Below are 18,694 nucleotides of genomic sequence, written 5' to 3'. Positions count from 1 at the left end.
GCAAAAGGATGACAAATGGGCCGGAGACAGCGTCTATTCTTTGGGTGACGCGGCGGTTTGGCCGGTTTCGGTGTATAGTCTGCGGACGGAGAAGGAATGCCCGGCCGGCCGATTGAGTAGCTTCCCCAGGCGCTTTTTCCGAGAGAGGGGGAACCGGAGCAGCCAGCCGGTTTTGCGAGACAGGTCGCGGAGATGACCAGACCATGCAGGATACGAGTACCAGTCGTGAATGTTGGTTGAATCGTTGGGACGCTGTCCGGCGGTCGAACCGCAGGGCGGCTTCGGCGATGGTGTGGATGATCGTCGCCGTGGTGATGCTGACCGCGCTTGGAGCTGGGGTGGCGCGAGCGCAGGAGAATCCGCTGGGCGAAGTGCATACGCAGCCGCCGCCTCCTCCGCCAAAGTCGCCCGAAGACCTAAAGCCGGTCGTTGAGGGTTCGGGCAACGTTGTGGCGAATGCGACCACACGCCGGGATGCGCGGATTCGTGTGGACGTGAACCTGGTGCTGGTCCCGGCTACCGTAACCGATCCGATGAACCGGCTGGTGACCGGTCTTGAGAAGGAAAACTTCGAGATCTACGACAACAACATCGGGCAGATCATCAAGAGCTTCTCGACCGAGGATGCGCCGGTGACGATCGGCATCGTCTTCGACCTGAGTGGGAGCATGAGCTCGAAGTTTCAGCGGGCTCGCAAGGCGCTCAGCGAGTTTCTGCGTACATCCAACCCGCTGGATGAGTTCTTTGTCGTCGGCTTCAATGACCGTCCTGCGGTGATCGTGGACTACACCTCTGACGTCGATGATGTCGAGGCTCGAATGGTGATGCTGAAGCCGGAGAACCGGACCGCGCTGATCGACGCCGTGTATCTGGCGATGAACAAGCTGCGCGACGGCAAGTACGAGCGCAAGGCGCTGCTGATTATCTCCGACGGCGGCGACAACCGGAGCCGTTACACCGAGGGCGAGCTGAGGCGCGCGGTGCGCGAGAGCGACGTCCAGATCTACTCCATTGGAATCTTTGACCAGTACGCTCCAACCCAGGAAGAGCAGCTCGGGCCGATTCTGCTGAGCGATATCTGCGAGATGACCGGCGGCAGAATGTTCCGCGTAGGCGATATCGCCGACCTGAGTGACATTGCGACGCGCATCTCGGCCGAGCTGCGGAACGAGTATGTGATCGGGTACAGGCCGTCGGAGGTGAAGAAGGACGGCAACTGGCGTAAATTGAAGATACGACTGGTGCCGCCTCCGGGGCTTCCTCCGCTGACGGTACACAATCGTCAGGGGTACTATGCACCTTCGGAGTAGAGTTCTACCGTGCGTAGCCGCGGCGCTGCTGGCAATACCGGCGGCAGCAGGCGGATGGAACGGGCAGGCCGGTTCCTCTGCGAATGCGGCGCAGAATGCTGCGGGGCAACAGAAAGGACAGCCTGCGGCGGTCACGCAGCCGTCGCTGACGGTCGATCGCGATCCGGTCGCGTCGCCCGATCCGGATACTCCAGCTGCGCGCGGTGGTGCGGCTGGCACGGCGCCGTCGGGGCAGATCACTCGGGAAGGCGGAAGGTATACGCTGCGGGCCGATGCGTATGAAGTGCGGCTAAACGCGACGGTGCTGGACTCGGACGGCAGATCGATCCTTACACTGGACAAAGACGCATTCCGCGTCTACGAGGACGGAGTTGCGCAGACGATCAACTCGTTCCGGCATGAGGACCTTCCCGTCTCGCTGGGAATCGTGATCGACAGCTCGGGCTCGATGTACGACAAGCGCGCTGCGGTAGAGCAGGCGGCGCTGGATCTGATCAAGCTGTCGAACAGGGAAGACGAGGCGTTTGTGGTGGACTTCTCCTGGGAGGCGTTCATCGACCAGGACTTCACCAGCGACGTCGACAAGTTGCGGCAGGGGTTGAGCTACATCAAGTCCAGCGGCGGGACCGCGGTCTACGACGCGCTGTTGGCCTCGGCCGATTACCTGGCGAAGAACGGGAAGCATCCGAAGCAGGTGCTGCTGGTGGTGACCGACGGCGAGGATAATGCGTCGAGCGCGTCGCTCGAACAGGCGATCCGCAGGATCCAGGACCTCGACGGTCCAGTGATCTATTCGATGGGACTGCTGTTTGGGCAGGATACGGATAAGCGTGAGTCGCGCCATGCCAAGCGCGTGCTGGAGACGCTGAGCGAGCAGACGGGCGGCGCGGCGTATTTTCCGCGGTCACTGAAGGACGTAGATTCCGTTGCGGCGCAGGTGGCGCAGGACATCCGGACGCAGTACACGATTGCGTATCACTCGACGAAGTCGCCGACGCTGGGAGGCTACAGGCAGATTCGCGTTGAGGCGAAGGCGAAGAACATGGGCAAGTTGTCGGTGAGGACGCGCACAGGATATTATCCGCGGGTCGCTGCCGGCGCTTCCAAGGCGGGTGAGGCCGCGATGAATACGCAAGGAGCGAGCGACGCGGGAACGCGGCCCTGAGAATGCAGACAGCAGAGAAGATTACAGATTTGGTGGGGCGGACGCCGATGGTGCGTCTGACGGCGCTTGAGCCTGCGGGCGGCGCCGAGATATGGGCGAAGCTGGAGTATCTGAATCCCGGCGGAAGCGTAAAGGACCGCGCGGCGCTGGGGATTGTGCTCGATGCGGAGCGGCGCGGCGTGCTGCGCGAAGGCTCGACGCTCGTCGAGGCGACCGCGGGAAACACAGGAGTTGGCCTGGCGCTGATCGGGGTGAATCGCGGGTACAAGGTGGTGCTGTATGTTCCGGAGCAGTTCGCCGAGGAGAAGTGCATCCTGATGCGCGGGCTCGGCGCGACGGTGATTCGGACTCCGGAGGATGAGGGAATGGCGGGCGCGATCCGGAGGGCGCTGGAGTTCGAGCGCGAGACGGACGGCGCGTTTGCGGCGCTGCAGTTTGAGAATCCGGCGAATCCTGATTTCCATGAGCAGACGACTGCGGTCGAGATATGGGAGCAGATGGAGGGTCGCGTCGATGCGTGGATCTCGGGTGTGGGTTCGGCCGGAACGTTTACCGGGGTCTCAAGGTTTCTGAAGCGGAAGTGCGCGGAGATTCTGTGTGTTGCGGTTGAGCCTCAGGGAAGCATTCTTGAAGGTGGCGAACCTGGGCCGCACAAGGTTGAGGGGATTGGAGTCTCGTTTATTCCGGCTACGTTTGATCGGAGTGTTTGCGATCGAGTGATCAAGGTTGTGGATCCTCCGGCGTTTGAGATGGTGAAGCGGCTGGCTGCGGAAGCGGGTGTGTTTGCGGGGTCGAGCGCGGGCGCGGTGGTTTGTGCGGCGGTTGAGGTTGCGGGCGAGCTGGGTAAAGGCAAGCGCGTGGTGACGGTGATTCCGGATTCGGCGGAGCGGTATCTGTCGAAGGGGTTGTTGAGCGACTGAGAGATGCGGCGCTTCGAGCAAAATGCGGGGGTTCCTCCCCTTCGACTCCGCTCAGTGTCGAAATGACGGTGCTTTTAGAGAGGCGATAAGTGATGCGAACTGAGAAGAAGCATGGTTTTGCGACGCGGGCGATTCATGATGGGCAACAGCCGGATGAGTTGACTGGTGCGGTGAATGTTCCGATCTACCTGACGTCGACGTATCAGCAGGAGGCGATCGGGAAGAACAAGGGTCATGAGTATGCTCGGCTGACGAATCCTACGCGCGATGCCTTGGAAGAGAGCCTTTGCTCGCTTGAGGGCGGGACGAGCGCGCACTGCTTTGGTTCGGGCATGGCCGCGATTACGGCGATGCTGACGATGATGAAGACGGGCGATCACGTTGTCTGTTCGGACAATGTGTACGGCGGAACGCAGCGGGTCTTCGACAAGGTGCTGGCGAACTATGGGTTGACGTTTACCTATGTGGACACGAGCTGCGCGGAGAACGTTGCGGCGGCGATTCGTCCGGAGACGAAGCTGGTGCACATCGAGACGCCGACGAATCCGATGATGGCGATTACGGATATTCGGGCGGTTGCGGATATCTGCCATGCGCAGGGCGTGGAGTTGAGTGTGGACAACACGTTTCTTTCTCCTTATCTGCAGCAGCCGATCGCGCTGGGCGCGGATATTGTGATGCACTCGACGACGAAGTTTCTGAACGGCCACTCGGACGGGCTGGGCGGCGTTCTGGTTTCGACGACGGAGGAGCAGGCGGAGCGGTTCCGGTTTGTGCAGAAGTGCACGGGCGGAATTCTTTCGCCGTTCGAGAGCTATCTGCTGCTGCGCGGCGTGAAGACGCTGGCAGTCAGGATGAAGCAGCATGATGCGAATGGTCGTGCTGTGGCTGAGTTTCTGGCCGGACACAAGTCGGTCGAGAAGGTCTTCTATCCGGGGTTGAAGGATCATCCGCAGCATGAGCTGGCAAAGAAGCAGCAGAGCGGCTTCGGGTCGATGATCTCGATTGAGCTGGGATCGTTGGAGCGGGCGAATGCGTTTGCTCAGCGGCTGAGGCTCGGGTTTCTGGCCGAGTCGCTGGGCGGAGTGGAGACGCTGATCTGCCATCCGGCGACGATGACCCATGCTGCGGTGGGGGCTGAAGGCCGGGCGAAGCTTGGGATTACAGATGGGTTGATGCGGATCTCGGTCGGAATCGAGGATGTAGACGACATCATCGCGGACCTGGATCAGGCTTTGGGTGGGTGACCCCCCCCCCTCCCCCCTTATTTGCGTAAAATGTTCATTTTATTTGGTTTAGCTTGGTATCTCCTTTGTAAAATATTGATAATATGTGGGTTAAGTATCAAAGTATTGAAACGAAATGGGTTTGCAGGCAAAGGAAGGGCCCCGGTTGATCCCGGGGCCTTTTTGCTACTGAATCCATTCTAGCAAGGTGAGAGTAATTAATCGGCACCTCGCGTTGTTCCATTAACCAACTTATTATCTGTTACTTACATGTTTTTTCCGTGCGAATGGGGCTTGACAGACTCTGCGCGTGGGCCGAGTGGCACGGATCAGCTGCGGTTCTCCTCGATGTTGAGGGATTCGATCTTGTTGTTGAGGTCTTGCAGGGCGGACTCGCGCTGCTGGTGTAGGGAGTCGAGGTCGTTGCGCAGCGCGGCCAGCTTGTCTTCCTGCTGGTTGAGCTCGTCGGTGTAGCGTTTGGCGAGGGAGCGTTCTTCGGCGGAGCCTTTGAGGGTGGAGAGGTTCTCGCGGATGCGCTTCTGGTCTTCGTTGATCTGACTGATGTCGCCTTCGCGGGCCTTGATCTGGGTGTCGAGCGAGGCGAGGTTGTGCTTGGCGTCGAAGATGGGCTGGATCTGCTGCATGAACCCGGGGCCGGCGTTGGCGTTGCGGAGGATGAGGGTGAGCTGCTGGTCGCTGGTATCGACGAGGCGAAACATCTGGTCGAAGGTGCGGCGCTGGCCGACGTGGAGACGGACGGATTCTCCGGGAGCGGTGGCGACGCGGAAGCGGTAGGCGTCGGGAGTGGTCTCGGCGGGTTTGGGGTCGCTAGAGTTGCCGGCTTCGCTGTCGAGCTTCCAGCCGGGGCGGATGGGCTGTTCGACGATGACGGTGCGGGCGTCGGGTGCGGCGTTGTGGACGATGTACTCGACCTCGGAGACCTGGGAGCGGGATTCGCGGAGGACGCCGCGGGAGACGGTGAGGCTGGTGACGCGCTGGGTTTCGTGGGAGTAGTCGGTGGTGACGCGGATGGCCTGGTCGGAGGCGTAGGAGAGAAGCCGCCGCTCGCTGGGATGGATGGGATCGAGTAGACCTTCGCCGCCGAAGTTTCCGTTTTCTACGATGGAGAAGGAGCCGCGATCGAGGGTGAGGGTGCTGGCGTTGGTGATCCAGAGGGCGCGGAGGGGGCGCGGGTGGGATGGCGACCAGAGGGTGACGCGCTCGACGGGGAGTTTGGTCTGGAGGATGGGGACGAGGGCCGACTCGTTTTTGCGGATGGTGACGGGGTCGGAGAGCTTGTACTCGAAGTAGTCGTCGTAGGCGGCGGTGGTGGTCCTGGGGGTGACGGAGGTTGCGGCCGCGGACTCGTAGGCGACCATGGGCATGGCTTCGGCGTTGACGGTGACGGTATCGTTGGTAGAGTCGAGGCCGCCGCCCGAGAAGCGATCTCGTTTTGCGGGTAGAGGGGCAGTGCCAATGCCGCCCATGACTCCGCCGGGAACACCGGAGCCGGAGCCGATGCCGGACATGCCGGCTACTCCGGCCATGGGAGTAGCGGCTAGTTGGCCGATGCTGCTGTCGTGGGTCTGCGGGGTGAGCTGGGCGTCCTGGGCGATGGGGATGTCGGGGCGGCGGGAGTAGATGGGCTGGGAGAGGGGTTGGATGAAGCTTTGCGGGGAGCCGGCGATGAGGGAGAGCTGCACGTTGTTCCAATCGGTGCCGACGGTGTTGTCGACGACGGCCCAGCCCTGGAGGGTGGCGGACTGCGGGGAGGTGGAGGAGGGTGAGTCGGTGAGGAGGATGCGGTAGGTTGACTTCCAGATGGGGACCTCGGAGATGTAGGAGACCCGGAGCTGGCGGGTGCCGGTGCCGTTGTCACGAAGGGAAAGATGGCGGAGGCCCTCGGAGCGGTTGGAGGCGATGAGCTCGAGGTAGCGGGCGAGGTCGGTGTGGAGGGCGGAGTCGAGGAGGCGGACCTGGGTGGAGGGGGTGAGCTCGAGGGAGCGGATGGAGCCGGAGTCGGAGATAACGGTGAGGAAGCTGCGCAGTGTTGGGGGAGTGTTGGGCGTGGGAGAGGGTGTGGAGCGAATCTCAAGGTTGAGGATGCGGCCGGTGAAGGGAGCCCCGGAGCCAGTGACTTCAACGTGTGCTCCGCGGACGGCAGCGTAGAGATCGGCGACTGTGGGGTCTTCCGAGAGGGCGAGGGGGAGGGCCTTGAGTTGCTGGTCGAGGGGCGTGGCGGAGTTGTAGCCGGCTCCGGTGATGCGGCCGCCGTTGAGGTCGATGGCGGTGAGGGACTGGAGGACGTCGTTGAGCTGGGAGGTAGTGAAGTCGATGGTGACGGTCTGGTCGCCGGTGACGGAGCCGGAGTGCTCGAAGAAGCCGACGCCGTTTTTGTAGAGGGCTACGCGGGTGACGGGGAGGAGGGTGGACTTCTCTGCGGGTTGAGGTTTGGGGGAGGCGGACTTGATGACCGCGTGTGGTGGCTTTGCGGTTTGGGCGGTGAGGGTAAGGGCGGCGGAGACGAGCAAGGCAGAGGCAGTGAAGGGTCGCAAGTGAGGGCCTTTCGTGCAGCTAACACGTTCGTTGCTGGGTCTGTAGACTCCGGGGAGTGAGCAAAGGTTCCCGTATGCGATGGAAATAAATTTTTGAACGAAGAGGTATTTGCGCGGTCGCAGGTTTGTGTTTTGATGCGTTTGCGACGGTCTCCGGGGTAAGGGGGAGACAAAGGTAGCTGTTGAGGAGTATGTTTTTTGGTGATAGCGGTATTAGTTTTAGTTATGGAGAGAAAAGCGATGTTTTTGACGGAAGAGCAGGAGCAGTTGCGGAAGGAAGTTCGGGCGTTTGCGGAGAGGGAGGTGGCTCCGCATGTGATGGAGTGGGATGAGAAGAGCGAGTTTCCGCACGCGGTGGTGAAGAAGCTGGGCGAGATGGGGCTGATGGGCGTGATCTTCCCCGAGGAGCTGGGCGGCTCGGGGATGGGGTATGTGGAGTATGTGCTGGCGATCGAGGAACTGTCGCGGGTGGATGGGAGCGTGGGGATTATTGTGGCGGCGCACAATTCGCTGTGCACGAACCACATCATGATTGCGGGGAATGACGAGCAGAGGAAGCGGTGGATTCCAAAGCTGGCGAGTGGGGAGTGGCTTGGGGCGTGGGGATTGACGGAGCCGGGGTCAGGGAGCGATGCCGGCGGGGCGCGGACGACTGCCGTGAAGCGCGGCGACAGGTGGGTGCTGAACGGGTCGAAGACGTTCATCACGAACGGGACGTATGCGAACTGCGCGGTGGTGCTAGCGGTGACGGATAAGGAGAAGGGCGCGAGCGGGGGGATTACGGCGTTTGTGGTGGAGAAGGGGACGCCGGGATTCCGGCCGGGGAAGAAGGAGAACAAGCTGGGGCTGAGGGCGAGCGATACGGCGGAGCTGATCTTCGAGAACTGCGAGGTTGGCGAGGAGAACCAGATCGGGAAGCTCGGCGAGGGCTTCAAGGATGCGATGCGGGTGCTGGATGGGGGACGGATCTCGATTGCGGCGTTGGGCCTGGGGATGGGGCGCGGGGCTTTGGATGCGGCGGTGAAGTACTCGAAGGAGCGGAAGCAGTTTGGGAAGACGATCTCGGAGTTTCAGGCGATCCAGTTCAAGCTGGCGGATATGGCGACGGAGCTGGATGCGGCGTGGCTGCTGACGATGCGGGCGGCGCAGATGAAGGACAAGGGAATGCGCGTGACGCGCGAGTCGGCGATGGCGAAGCTGTATGCGAGCGAGGCGGCGTGCAGGATATGCGATGAGGGCGTGCAGATTCATGGAGGGTATGGGTTCATCAAGGACTATCCAGCGGAGAAGTTTTACAGGGATGTGCGGCTGTGTCCGATTGGCGAGGGGACGAGCGAGATTCAGCGGATGGTGATTGCTCGGGAGCTGCTGGGCAAGGCGCCTAGCCGGGGGTAGGGAAGGCATACCTCAGGGGCTGAAGCCCCGGTCTGTGGGCTGGTTTGAGAGCCTGGGCTAAAGCCCAGGCCTACCTCAGAAGCAAAGGCAACAGCAAAGGCAGAGGCAACCGCAGGTCCTTCGACTTCCCGCTGTGCGCTTCGCTCAGGATGACAATTCTTTGAGTCGATCGGGGGTTATTTTTGCCTTGTGGCGGGGGAGTTGCGGCGATGGGAAAAGGGAGCGCGGAGATGCGTGAGCAGGGATTCGCCGTGTAGGGTTCCGTGGCCGGCGCAGGGGTTCCAGCCGGGGCGGGCTTTGTAGGCGCCGTTGTGGCCGCGGGTGACGGGCTGGAAGGCTCGTGGGCTGGCTGTGGCGGCGAGGTCGATGGTGGGTGAGGCCGGGGTTGTTTCGTGGACTTCGGCGAGGTGGTAGAGGCGCGGGTTGATGTGCCCGATGCGTCTTTGGAGGGACTGGTTGAGGCGGGCGATGAGCGCGGCCCAGAGGGGGACGACGGCGCTGGTTCCGGCCGTGGCGCAGGTGACGCCGGCGATGAGCATGGGGGAGCCGTGGCGCGGGTCGGCGGGGCCGGCGACGTCGGGGACGCCGCGGCCGGGTTTGCCGGTGGGGCCGAGGGGGACGCGGGAGTTGCGTTGCCACGGGGGCAGAGGGAAGTGGCGGCTGACTCCGCCGCCGGTCGCTCCGGAGATTCCGTTGAGTTTGTCGTTCCAGACGATCTCTTCGCGTGCGGGCGTGTGACTGAGGGGCGTGGTTCCGCCGCAGGCGATGGCGAAGGGGCTGGAGGCGGGGAAGTTGACGGCGGGGAGGTTGTCGGGTGAGTTGTTGAGTGCTCCGGCGTCTCCGGAGGAGGCGAGGACGGTGATGCCGAGGCGGGCGGCGGCGCGAAAGGCTTCGTTGACACTGCGGAGCCATGTGCGAGAAACGGCGGTCTCGGGTTCGCCCCAGGAGATGGAGAGGACGTCGGGGCGGTGGATGGGGTCGTGGATGGCGTGGGTGATGGCGCGGTAGAAGCCCTGCTCGTCGGAGGAGGAGAAGTAGACGACGATGTGAGCGGCGGGGGCGAGGGCGGCGAGGATCTCGATGTCCATGGTGACCTCGACGGTGGCCTGCGCGGCCTCGATGGCGGGGGATGCGAGCCGTTTGGGGGTGAGCTGGATGCGGCCGGCGACGAAGTCGAGGAGCTTGCGGATCTGAATGGGGGAGGCGGGGGAGTTGCGGGCGTTGAGCTCGACGACGGTGATGCGGGGGACGGGGAGATCGTGAGCGCGGCAGAAGGCGCGGATGTCAGAGAGGCGGAAGCCTCCGCCGAGCTCGAGGAGGCCGATGGTCTGGCCGGCTCCGTCGGTGTTGGGTGGGAAGGAGTAGATGTCGGCGAGTTGGGGGAGAGTGAGATCGGTTGTGGGGTGCGGGGTGCGGGTAGGAGCGCGGCGCGCTGCCGGGCGGGTTTGAAGGCCGAAGATGGCTTCGACGACGGGTTCGATAGAAGAAGGAATGGTTGGGGTATTGGTGGGCGCCAGGTAGCGGCAGTCAGGGTGATCGAAGTGCACAAGATTGATGCGGAAAGCTCTGGCGATGGCGTGTGCAGGCCCGGTGAGGGTGGCCGTGGCGTGGTGCCGGATGTGGGGCGTGTAGCTAAGGCCGTGGCGGGACGCGAAGGCACGGACACGAGCTGCGTCGGCGGGAGCGACGGAGTGATGCTGTTCTATGTCGTCGCGGGTGAGTTGGCGACCGGAATGGGCAAGCGGCTTGCGTCGGGTTAGGAGAAGGGTGACTGCAAGGGGCTGGTCGGGGTCGATGGCACCAGCGTGATCGGCTTCGTCGAAGTGAGTATGGTGGAAGCCGTTGACGATGAAGCGGGCTTGGCGGCGTTCGGTTGAACTTTTGGATCGCTTTGACATAGCTTTTCAAAGAATCGACAACGACGTGCCAGTTTGATTTTTGCATGCGGAGGGGCGCGGCAACGATGTGCCTCGCTGATGTGCCTCGCTCTTTCCGCCGCTTTATTTTTGGAGTGGTTGTCGGGGTGGGGTCGGTGGGATTGAGCTTTGCAGCTAGCTTAAGGGTGGAGACGACCTCGGAGGTTTGAGGTGGTGGCTAGACCTCGAAGTTCTCCCACTGCTCGCGGACGCGGTCGACGAGGTCGTCGAAGTCGGCAGTATGGCGGACGGGGGCGAGGAGAGGGTCCCAGCGGCTGATCATGGGGTAGTTGATGAAGCCCTTGAGCATAGCCTTTTCGAGCCACGCAAGGGAGCTGGCGGTGTCGCCGACGAGGGCGTAGCACTGGGCGAAGTTCCAGGAGTAGTGGGGGTCGCACTCGGTGATGGCGACGAGCTCGGGGTTGGCGGCGCGGTCGAGGGCAGGGCGGTCGCGGGCGAGTGCGGCCTGCATGACGGCTCCGAGCTGTGAGAAGAAGTGGGTCGGGTCGAGCTGCTGGATGGCGTGGAACTGGTCGATGGCCTCCTGGTCGCGACGGAGGAGAGCGAGGATCTGTCCGCGGCACCAGAGGAGCATGGTGTTGGTGGGGTCGAGGCGGATGGCGTCGTCGAAGGAGGGCAGGGCGTCGGCGAACTCGCCGCCCATGAGAGAGAGCAGGCCTGGGATGAAGCGATAGACGGGGGTGAGGGGGTCGATCTCGAGGATGCGGCGGGCGAGCGGCATGGCGGCGTGCGCTTTGCCGGAGAGGCCGCAGACGGCGGAGTACCAGCTGAGGGTGTCGGAGTCGTTCGGGTCGGCGACGATGGCGCGCTTGAGGAGGCGGACGGCGCGCTGGCTGTCGCCTTCCTGCACGGAGATGAGACCGAGGAGTCGGTGGGCGTGGGCGGACTCGGGATCGATCTCGAGCGCCTGGTTGGCGCATTCGCGGGCCTTGAGGAGGTAATTGGTGTCGGACGAGATACCGGCGTTGACGTACTGCCAGTAAACCTGGCCCTTGGCGGAGAGGAGGAGGACGTTTTTGCCGACGAGTTTCTCGCCGGTCTCAAGGTACTCGAGTGCGCGGGCGAGAGCGGCCTCGGAGTAATTGAGAATCTCGTGCTTGGCCATCAGGTAGTATCGGTACGCCTCGACGTCGGGAAGTGGCCTTACGTGCATTTGGTGGACCTCTGCGGGGGTCAGTTTAATCTTGAGCGCGGAGACGATCTGCCGGGAGATGCTCTCCTGGATGGTGAAGACGTCGTCCATGGTTCCGTTGTACTTATCGGCCCAGAGGAGGGACTGGCTTACGGGGTCGATGAGCTGAGCGGTCACGCGGATGCGTGTAGAGCCCTCGGGAGATTTGCTGGCGAGGCGGACGGAGCCTTCGAGCACATAGCGGACGTTGAGGTCGCTGGCGATCTTCTGCGGGGGCTCCTTTGTGCCCTTGAGCTGCATGGCGGAGGCGCGGCAGATGGTGCGGAGGGAGCGAACGGTGGAGAGGTCGGTGATGATCTCGTCGGTGAGGCCGTCGCAGAAGAAGTCGGCGCCTTCGACCGCCTCGAGGGTAGTGAAGGGGAGGACAACGACGGAGGGCTGGTCGGGATTGGGGCGGTAGTCGACGAGGAGAGTGGGAAGGGGAACCTTGTAGGAGCCGGACTGCGAGCGCGAGTGCGGGGTGAGGACGGCGATGAACTGGGCTGCGTCCTGGAAGCGCTGGAGGGGGTCTTTGGCGAGGGAGCGCTCGACGATCTGGTGAATCTCGTCGGGGAGGTCGGTGCGGTAGGTGTGGAGGGGCTGTGGGGTGGTGTGGAGGATGGAGTCGAAGACGGCGTAGGGCGTGTTGCCGGGGAAGGGCACGGTGCCGGAGAGCATCTCGTAGAAGACGACGCCGACGGCCCAGAGGTCGGCGCGGTGGTCGACTGCTTTGGAGAGGACCTGCTCAGGGGCCATGTAGGCGATGGTCCCGACGATGATTCCGGTCTCGGTGAGTGCGCGCTGGATGTTGGGGCGGCGGGCGAGGCCGAAGTCAACGATCTTGACCTCGCCTTCGGGGTTGATGATGAGGTTGGAAGGTTTGACGTCGCGGTGGATGATGCCTTTGCCGTGGGCGTGGTGGAGGCCGGAGAGGAGCTGAATGGCGATCTGCGAGGCGTAGGGGAGGTCGAGCGGGCCGCGGGCGATGTGCTCGGCGAGGGTCTCGCCGTCGTAGTAGCCCATAACGAGGATGATCTGGCCGTCGGGGAGCTCTTCAATGTGATGGATGCGGCAGATGTTGGGGTGGTCGAGGACGGAGGCGGCGCGTGCCTCTTCGAGGAGGCTGCGCTTGTGGGTAGGATCTTCGAGAACGGCGGGGGAGAGGCTCTTGAGGGCCACGGTGCGGTGCAGGAGCATGTCCTCGGCCTTGCAGACGATGCCCATTGCTCCGGAGCCGAGCTTCTGGAGAACCTTGTAGTGCGAGATCGTCTGGCCTTCAACCATAGGATGCCGTGAGTGTCCCGAGTTTACTCCGACCGGATGCGGTGTGGAGATCGATTAGCTCCTCGAAGACGGCGGCTACGGCGTCGATGGTGTGGAAGGCGCTGAGGGCGAGGTACTTCTGCTGCGCGGCGCTGAGTGGCATGGAGTCGAGGGTGCGGTTGAGATCGGCGATGTGGTGGGGGTCGTTGTCGGCGTGGGCGATGAGGCAGCGGAAGGCGGTGGCGGGCAGGCCGGTGCGCTGGCGGATGGCCTCAAGCTGCTCGGTGAGGGGAGGGTAGCCCTCGAGCACAATGAGGTAGCCGAAGACGATGACGGGGTGGATGTTGAGGGCCCAGAAGTACTGCGCGCCGAGGAGCGAGACGGCGGAGGAGAGTGGGGTGGCTTCGGCCACCTGCTGCGGGGTGATGCCGAGGGTCTCGATGTCGTCGAGGAGCCAGGCCCCGTGGTCCTTCTCTTCGTCGATGTGCTGCTGGAGGTAGGGAGCGACGATGCCGGAGACGGGATCGTTGGGCAGCGCGAGGGCCTGATCGCGGGCGATGCGCATGAGGGTGATGCCGCCCTGCATGACGCGGTGGAGCTGAACGAGGAAGACGGGGAGAAGCTCGGTAAGATCGGGGTGCGACCAGAAACGGTCGCTGGCGGAGTTCAGGCGGACTTCGGCGAGGCGGATCTTGCTCCAGAGGAGATCGCTGTGAGAGTGGGGCATGGCAGAAAGTACTCCAGATAAGTGGTACAGGGCTGCGGCTGCACCGCGGAGGGTTTCGGAGCTTCACTCCGCGGTGCGGCTTATGGGGATGCAGTCTAGACGGGGAAGTTGGGACGGAGGTTGTCGTTGCCGGCGGGGGCGGCGCCCAACTTCTCGCGGAGCTTGATGAGGGTTGTGACCTCGTTTTCGTCGAGGCTGTTGATGGCGGCCTGATTGTGCTGGGTGTGGTCGGCTTTGTTGATGACGCCGGCTTGAGTGAGTTTTTCGAGGTTGGACTCTGGCACGTAGTTCTCCTTTGACTGAGATGAGGTCGACCGATGGCCGAACGGACGTACTTTTTCCAGCCCGGCAAACACAGATATAGCCATCGGAAGTCCGCCCAATTGTATATGGCTTGCGTCGGCTGAATTGCAAACAAGTGAAGAAGTTATGGATTATTTCGGAGTTGCCGTTCCCGCGACGGGACGGCCTTTGCCGTCAGCGAGGTCGAGGAAGCGGTCGAGGGATGGGGAGCAGCTCTCGGAGGTCGGGGCGGGACCAGAAGAGGTCGCTGGCTGCGTGGAGCCGATTTTCCGCGAGGCGGATCTTGGCCCAGAGGACGTCACTGTGGGACGGGTTCATGTCTGACGAAACACTCCTTGAATGAGAGAAGGGGTGATCGTCTCTGCCGATTGAATGTGGAGGCATGCAGATGTGGCCAGACGAACCAGATTGAACCGGCAGAGACGACAACAAATCGAAGTGAAGCAGCCCGCAATTAAACGGGGAAGTTGGGACGAAGATGATCCTTGCCCTCGGGGGCGGTGCCCATCTTCTTGCGCAGGTTGAGCAGAGCCGAGACCTCGAGGGCACTGAACTTGTTGATCACTTGAACGTTGTGATCGCTGACGTGGTCCTGGTGGATCACACCTGCTGCGACGAGACGGTCAATGTTGCTGACCTTGGGTTTTGCGGCGGTTTTCTTCGCGGGCGCTTTCTTTGCGGCCGGTTTCTTAGCTGCAGCCTTCTTTGCGGGTGCTTTCTTCATTGCCACTATTTGCTTCTCCTTGTCGTGACTTGAGAACGAGTGATGCCATGGTAAAGCTGCGGCAATTGTATACGTGCTTTTGTTTCCGGTCGTGAACCTAGCGGGGAACTTTCGGGTGATTTTCTGAATTGATTCCGCGGCCTCTTCCTTCGGTGAGCTCGAGGATGCGATCGGGTGCGGCGGGGGGCTCGAAGACTTCGGCGGAGCCGTTGGGCCAGCGGACCTGGATGGAGTCGAGGCGGGTCTCGGGGCCGAGGCCGAAGTGGAGGCGGAGGTCGCTGGATGAGTTGTAGCTGGAGCCGGAGCGGACCTCGTCGACCCAGATGCGCTTGGCGCTGCGGAGGGTGACGCGGGCGCCGATGGCGGAGCGATTGGAGGCGGTGCCGATGAGGCGCAGCGTGAGCCAGTGGTTCTGGCTGCGGGCGAGGTTGACGAGGAGCATGGGAGTGTCGGAGAGGTTGTTGATGACGGCCTCGATGCGGCCGTCGTTGAAGAGGTCGGCGGTGGCGAGGCCGCGTCCGGAGCGGGAATCCGCGAAGGCGGGGCCGGAGGTCTTGCTGATGTCGCGGAATTTTCCGTTGCCTAGGTTGTAGTAGAGGAGGAGGGGTTCGCGGAAGGCAGAGCCGAGGCGGGCGGAGTCGACCTCGGGGTAGACGTGGCCGTTGGCGACGAGGAGGTCGGGGAAGCCGTCGTTGTCGACGTCGGCGAACATGGTGCCCCAGCCGAGGGCTTCGGTGTTGATGGCGAGGGCGGCGGGGTGGGTCTCGTCGGTGAAGGTGCCGTCGCCCTGGGCGCGGTAGAGGGTGGAAGTGTCGTCGGAGAAGTTGGTTTTGAAGAGATCGAGGTGGCCGTCGGCGTTGTAGTCGGCGGCGGTGGAGCCCATGCCGGCCTGTTCGCGACCGTCTTCGTTGTAGGCGGCGCCTGCGTCGGCGGCGATGTCGGTGAAGGTGCCGTCGTGGTTGTTGCGGTAGAGGATGGAGGGGGTGGAGTCGCAAGCGACGTAGATGTCGGGCCAGCCGTCTTCGTTCGAGTCGAGGGTGGTGGTGGAGAAGCAGTAGTGGCCGTTGCTGCGCTCGATGCCGGAGGGCTTGCTGACGTCTTCGAACTTTCCGTTACCGAGATTGTGGTAGAGGGTGTTGGGGGCCCAGGGGAGGCCGCGCGGTCCGCACATCACGGCGACGCCCTTCCACATGCAGCCGGGGCCGGCGCCGGGTTTGGGGGTGGAGGCGAGGTCGAAGTGGACGTAGTTGGCGACGACGAGGTCGAGGCGTCCGTCGCGGTCGTAGTCGACGAAGGCGCAGCCGGTGCCCCATTCTTTGCCGGTGCCAGCGGTTCCGGATTGCTCGGAGACGTCCTTGAAGGTGCCGTTGCCCTGGTTGTGGAAGAGATGGTTCTTGCCGTAGGCGGTGACGTAGAGGTCGTCGTAGCCGTCGTTGTCGTAGTCTCCGACGCAGGCTCCCTGGCCCCAGGCGGTGAGGGCGAGGCCGGCCTTGACGGTGACGTCGGTGAAGGTGCCGTCGTGGTTGTTGTGGAGGAGGTGGCTGGTGGGTTTTTCTTTGGATGGCTCGAGAGTGTTTCCGTTGACGAGGAAGATGTCGGGGAAGCCGTCTCGGTCGTAGTCGAGGATGGCGACGCCGGAGCCGGTGGATTCGATGATGTAGTGCTTGGCGTCGGGGCTGCCGTTGACGTTGCGGGCGGTGAGGCCGGCTCTGGGGGCGACGTCGACGAACCAGGCGGGGGCGGGGTGGTTGGGGGTGGGCGGGTAGGGTTGCTGGGCCTGGAGGTGGATGGTGAGCGCGAGAAGCATTGGGAGGATGGATCGCGCTTTCGCGCGATTGCCCACCTTAGCTGCTACGCGGCGAAGATGGGGCACCCGGCTCGCTCGGGGTCCGGTCGAGATGACGTCTTGGGAGGGGCGAGCGGCGGTGGTAGAGAAGCGGGTCTCTCCACTGCGTCGGCTTTGCCGACTTCGGTCGAGATGACACGTCGGTAATGGCACGAGATTAGGACTTGGTTGCGGCGGGTTTTGTTGCTGAGCCCATGGGGACGGTTTTGAGGAGTTTGCCGCCCTCCTGGATGACGTAGAGGTTGTTGGCGGCGAGGGCGGGGAGTTTGTCGGTGGCGCCGGAGGGCCAACGGACCTCGATGTCGGCTTTGGTGGCGCGGTCGAGGCCGAAGTGGATGCGGAGGTCGTTCTGGGAGAAGTAGCTGCCGCCGCTGCGGACCTCGTCGATCTGGACGAAGGGTTTGGATTCGGGTGTGGGTTGGGTGGTGACGGTGATGCGGGCGCCGATGCCGGTGCGGTTGGATTTGGTGCCGACGGTGCGGATCTTGATCCAATTCCGGCCGGTTGTGGAATCGCAGCGGATGAGTTGCGGGTAGCTGTTAACGCAGTTGACGGCGATGTCGATGTCGCCGTCGTTGTCGAAGTCGCCGAAGGCTGTGCCGCGGGCGGCGGCGGTGGCGTTGATGCCGGGGCCGGCCTCGGCGGTGACCTCTTCGAACTGGCCGTTGCGGAGGTTGCGATAGAGGTATTTGTGCTGGGCATAGGGGGCGTCGACGTTGGTGCCTTCGACCTCGGGGTAGACGTGGCCGTTGGACATGAGGAGGTCGGGCCAGCCGTCGTTGTCCATGTCGAAGAAGCCGACGCCCCAGCCGAGGAAGCGGGTGTTGACGCCGAGTCCGGAGAGGTAGGTGTGGTCGTCGAAGTTTCCGCCGCCGAGGTTGAGGTAGAGAGAGTCGGTGTCGCCGGCGAAGTTGGTCTTGACGATGTCGAGCATGCCGTCGCGGTTGAAGTCTCCGACGGAGACGCCCATGCCGGCCTGGGGCTTGCCATCGGGGGAGTAGGCAATGCCGGATTCGATCGCCACGTCTTTGAAGGTGCCGTCCTTCTGGTTCTGGTAGAAGGTGGCGGCGGTGGAGTCGTTGGCGACGTAGATGTCGGGCCAGCCGTCACCGTCGAGATCGGACACGGCGACGGAGAGGGCGTAGGTGCCGATGGTGTCGAGCATGCCTGATTTTTCGCTGACGTCGGTGAAGGTGCCGTCGCCGTTGTTGCGGTAGAGGATGTTCTTGCCGCCCTGGAGGCCGGGAGGGCCGCAGGCGACCTGGATGCCCTTGTAGGCGCAGCCGGCTGCCTCGGGGAGTGGGGCGGTCTTGATGTCGAAGTCGATGTAGTTGGCGACGAAGAGGTCGAGGTTGCCGTCGCGGTCATAGTCGAGGAAGGCGCAACCGGTGTTCCAGCGGGTTTTTGATTGGGTGAGGCCAGCTTTGGCGGTGACGTCGGTGAAGGTTCCGTCGCCGTTGTTGCGGTAGAGAACGTTCTGCCCGTAGCAGGTGACGAAGAGGTCGTTCCAGCCATCGTTGTTGTAGTCGCCGACGCAGCAGCCTTGTCCCCAGCCGGTGTGGGCGAGGCCGGCTTTGGCGGTGACGTCGGTGAATGTGCCGTCGCGGTTGTTTTTGAAGAGATGCGAGACGGGCTCTTGGCCTTTGGGAAAGCCTTCGATGCGGGAGCCGTTGACGAGGAAGATGTCGAGCCAGTCGTCGTGGTCGTAGTCGAAGAAGGCGACGCCGCAGCCGGTGGTTTCGAGGAGGTAGCGGTTCTTGTGCTCGCCTCCGTAGATGGTTTTAGCGTTGAGGCCGCACTGCTTGGCTACGTCAACGAAGGTGACGCCGAGCGGGGTTCCGATGACGGGTGAGGGCGGGCCCTTGGGCGCGGGGCGCGGCTTGGCGTCGTAGGTTGGGCGCGGGCCGATCTGGGGAGTGCTGGGGGGCGTCTGCGGGGCTTGCGCCAGCGAGAGGACGTCTTCGAGCGAGAGGACGAGGGCGGTGCGGGAGAGGGAGGTGAGGAATGTGCGGCGGGACCAGGTCAACGTGAGCTCTCCCTATGTTTTGCGCGCAGGCCGGAGGCGCAGGACTGCGGTGGGGTGAAGTATAGAGAAGGGTCGACCTCGTCGCAATGTCTCGGTAGAAAAGCAGGTTTCCCCGCTCTGCGCTGC

General features: G+C 63.1%; 13 protein-coding genes. 5 read left to right on the top strand and 8 right to left on the bottom strand.

The genetic code is table 11. From position 1 onward, the window contains the following. The first annotated feature begins 203 nt into the window (after positions 1–203). The 4 genes from Q363_RS12700 (at position 204) to Q363_RS12685 (ending at position 4,642) form a co-directional block, all read left to right on the top strand. On the top strand, positions 204–1,310 hold the full coding sequence (locus tag Q363_RS12700) for a VWA domain-containing protein (protein WP_084080297.1): 1,107 nt from the start codon (positions 204–206) through the stop codon (positions 1,308–1,310). Next, positions 1,294–2,475: a VWA domain-containing protein gene (locus Q363_RS12695; protein ID WP_051978713.1), complete on the top strand. Its 1,182-nt coding sequence runs from the start codon at positions 1,294–1,296 to the stop codon at positions 2,473–2,475. Before Q363_RS12700 ends, Q363_RS12695 begins: the two co-directional genes overlap by 17 nt. A gap of 2 nt (positions 2,476–2,477) precedes the next feature. Then, positions 2,478–3,395, top strand: coding sequence for a PLP-dependent cysteine synthase family protein (locus Q363_RS12690; RefSeq protein ID WP_035350602.1), 918 nt, complete (start codon positions 2,478–2,480; stop codon positions 3,393–3,395). Between the two features lie 92 nt (positions 3,396–3,487). Continuing rightward, positions 3,488–4,642, top strand: a complete 1,155-nt coding sequence (locus tag Q363_RS12685) for a trans-sulfuration enzyme family protein (protein ID WP_035350599.1) — start codon at positions 3,488–3,490, stop codon at positions 4,640–4,642. Between the two features lie 308 nt (positions 4,643–4,950). Here Q363_RS12685 and Q363_RS12680 read toward each other — a convergent pair whose 3' ends face one another. Next, positions 4,951–7,176 carry a DUF4139 domain-containing protein gene (locus tag Q363_RS12680; protein WP_169746969.1) on the bottom strand — a complete coding sequence of 742 codons (2,226 nt, stop codon included), beginning with the start codon at positions 7,174–7,176 and terminating at the stop codon, positions 4,951–4,953. 240 nt (positions 7,177–7,416) lie between these two features. Between Q363_RS12680 and Q363_RS12675 the strand changes: the two genes are divergently transcribed. Continuing rightward, positions 7,417–8,571 carry an acyl-CoA dehydrogenase gene (locus tag Q363_RS12675; RefSeq protein WP_035350593.1) on the top strand — a complete coding sequence of 385 codons (1,155 nt, stop codon included), beginning with the start codon at positions 7,417–7,419 and terminating at the stop codon, positions 8,569–8,571. Between the two features lie 176 nt (positions 8,572–8,747). Here Q363_RS12675 and Q363_RS12670 read toward each other — a convergent pair whose 3' ends face one another. The 7 genes from Q363_RS12670 to Q363_RS12635 form a co-directional block, all read right to left on the bottom strand. After that, positions 8,748–10,469, bottom strand: a complete 1,722-nt coding sequence (locus tag Q363_RS12670; protein ID WP_051978712.1) for a S53 family peptidase — start codon at positions 10,467–10,469, stop codon at positions 8,748–8,750. Between the two features lie 196 nt (positions 10,470–10,665). After that, positions 10,666–12,963: a protein kinase domain-containing protein gene (locus Q363_RS36045; RefSeq protein ID WP_051978711.1), complete on the bottom strand. Its 2,298-nt coding sequence runs from the start codon at positions 12,961–12,963 to the stop codon at positions 10,666–10,668. Further along, entirely contained in the window at positions 12,956–13,669 is a 714-nt protein-coding gene (locus Q363_RS12660; RefSeq protein ID WP_051978710.1) for an iron-containing redox enzyme family protein, read from the bottom strand. Before Q363_RS12660 ends, Q363_RS36045 begins: the two co-directional genes overlap by 8 nt. A gap of 95 nt (positions 13,670–13,764) precedes the next feature. After that, a complete protein-coding gene (locus Q363_RS12655) occupies positions 13,765–13,953 on the bottom strand; it encodes an aroma-sacti cluster domain-containing protein (RefSeq protein WP_035350590.1) in 189 nt (62 codons plus the stop codon). Positions 13,954–14,426: 473 nt separating this feature from the next. Then, positions 14,427–14,696, bottom strand: a complete 270-nt coding sequence (locus Q363_RS12650; protein WP_051978709.1) for a hypothetical protein — start codon at positions 14,694–14,696, stop codon at positions 14,427–14,429. Positions 14,697–14,793: 97 nt separating this feature from the next. Beyond that, complete coding sequence (locus Q363_RS12640) at positions 14,794–16,569, bottom strand: CRTAC1 family protein (RefSeq protein WP_245632188.1); 1,776 nt, start codon at positions 16,567–16,569, stop codon at positions 14,794–14,796. Positions 16,570–16,699: 130 nt separating this feature from the next. Beyond that, positions 16,700–18,568: a CRTAC1 family protein gene (locus Q363_RS12635; protein WP_035350585.1), complete on the bottom strand. Its 1,869-nt coding sequence runs from the start codon at positions 18,566–18,568 to the stop codon at positions 16,700–16,702. Between the last annotated feature and the right edge of the window lie 126 nt (positions 18,569–18,694).

Origin of the sequence: Edaphobacter aggregans DSM 19364 (genome assembly GCF_000745965.1) — a bacterium.
Lineage (GTDB): Bacteria > Acidobacteriota > Terriglobia > Terriglobales > Acidobacteriaceae > Edaphobacter > Edaphobacter aggregans.
This window is presented reverse-complemented; position numbering and strand designations above follow the sequence as displayed.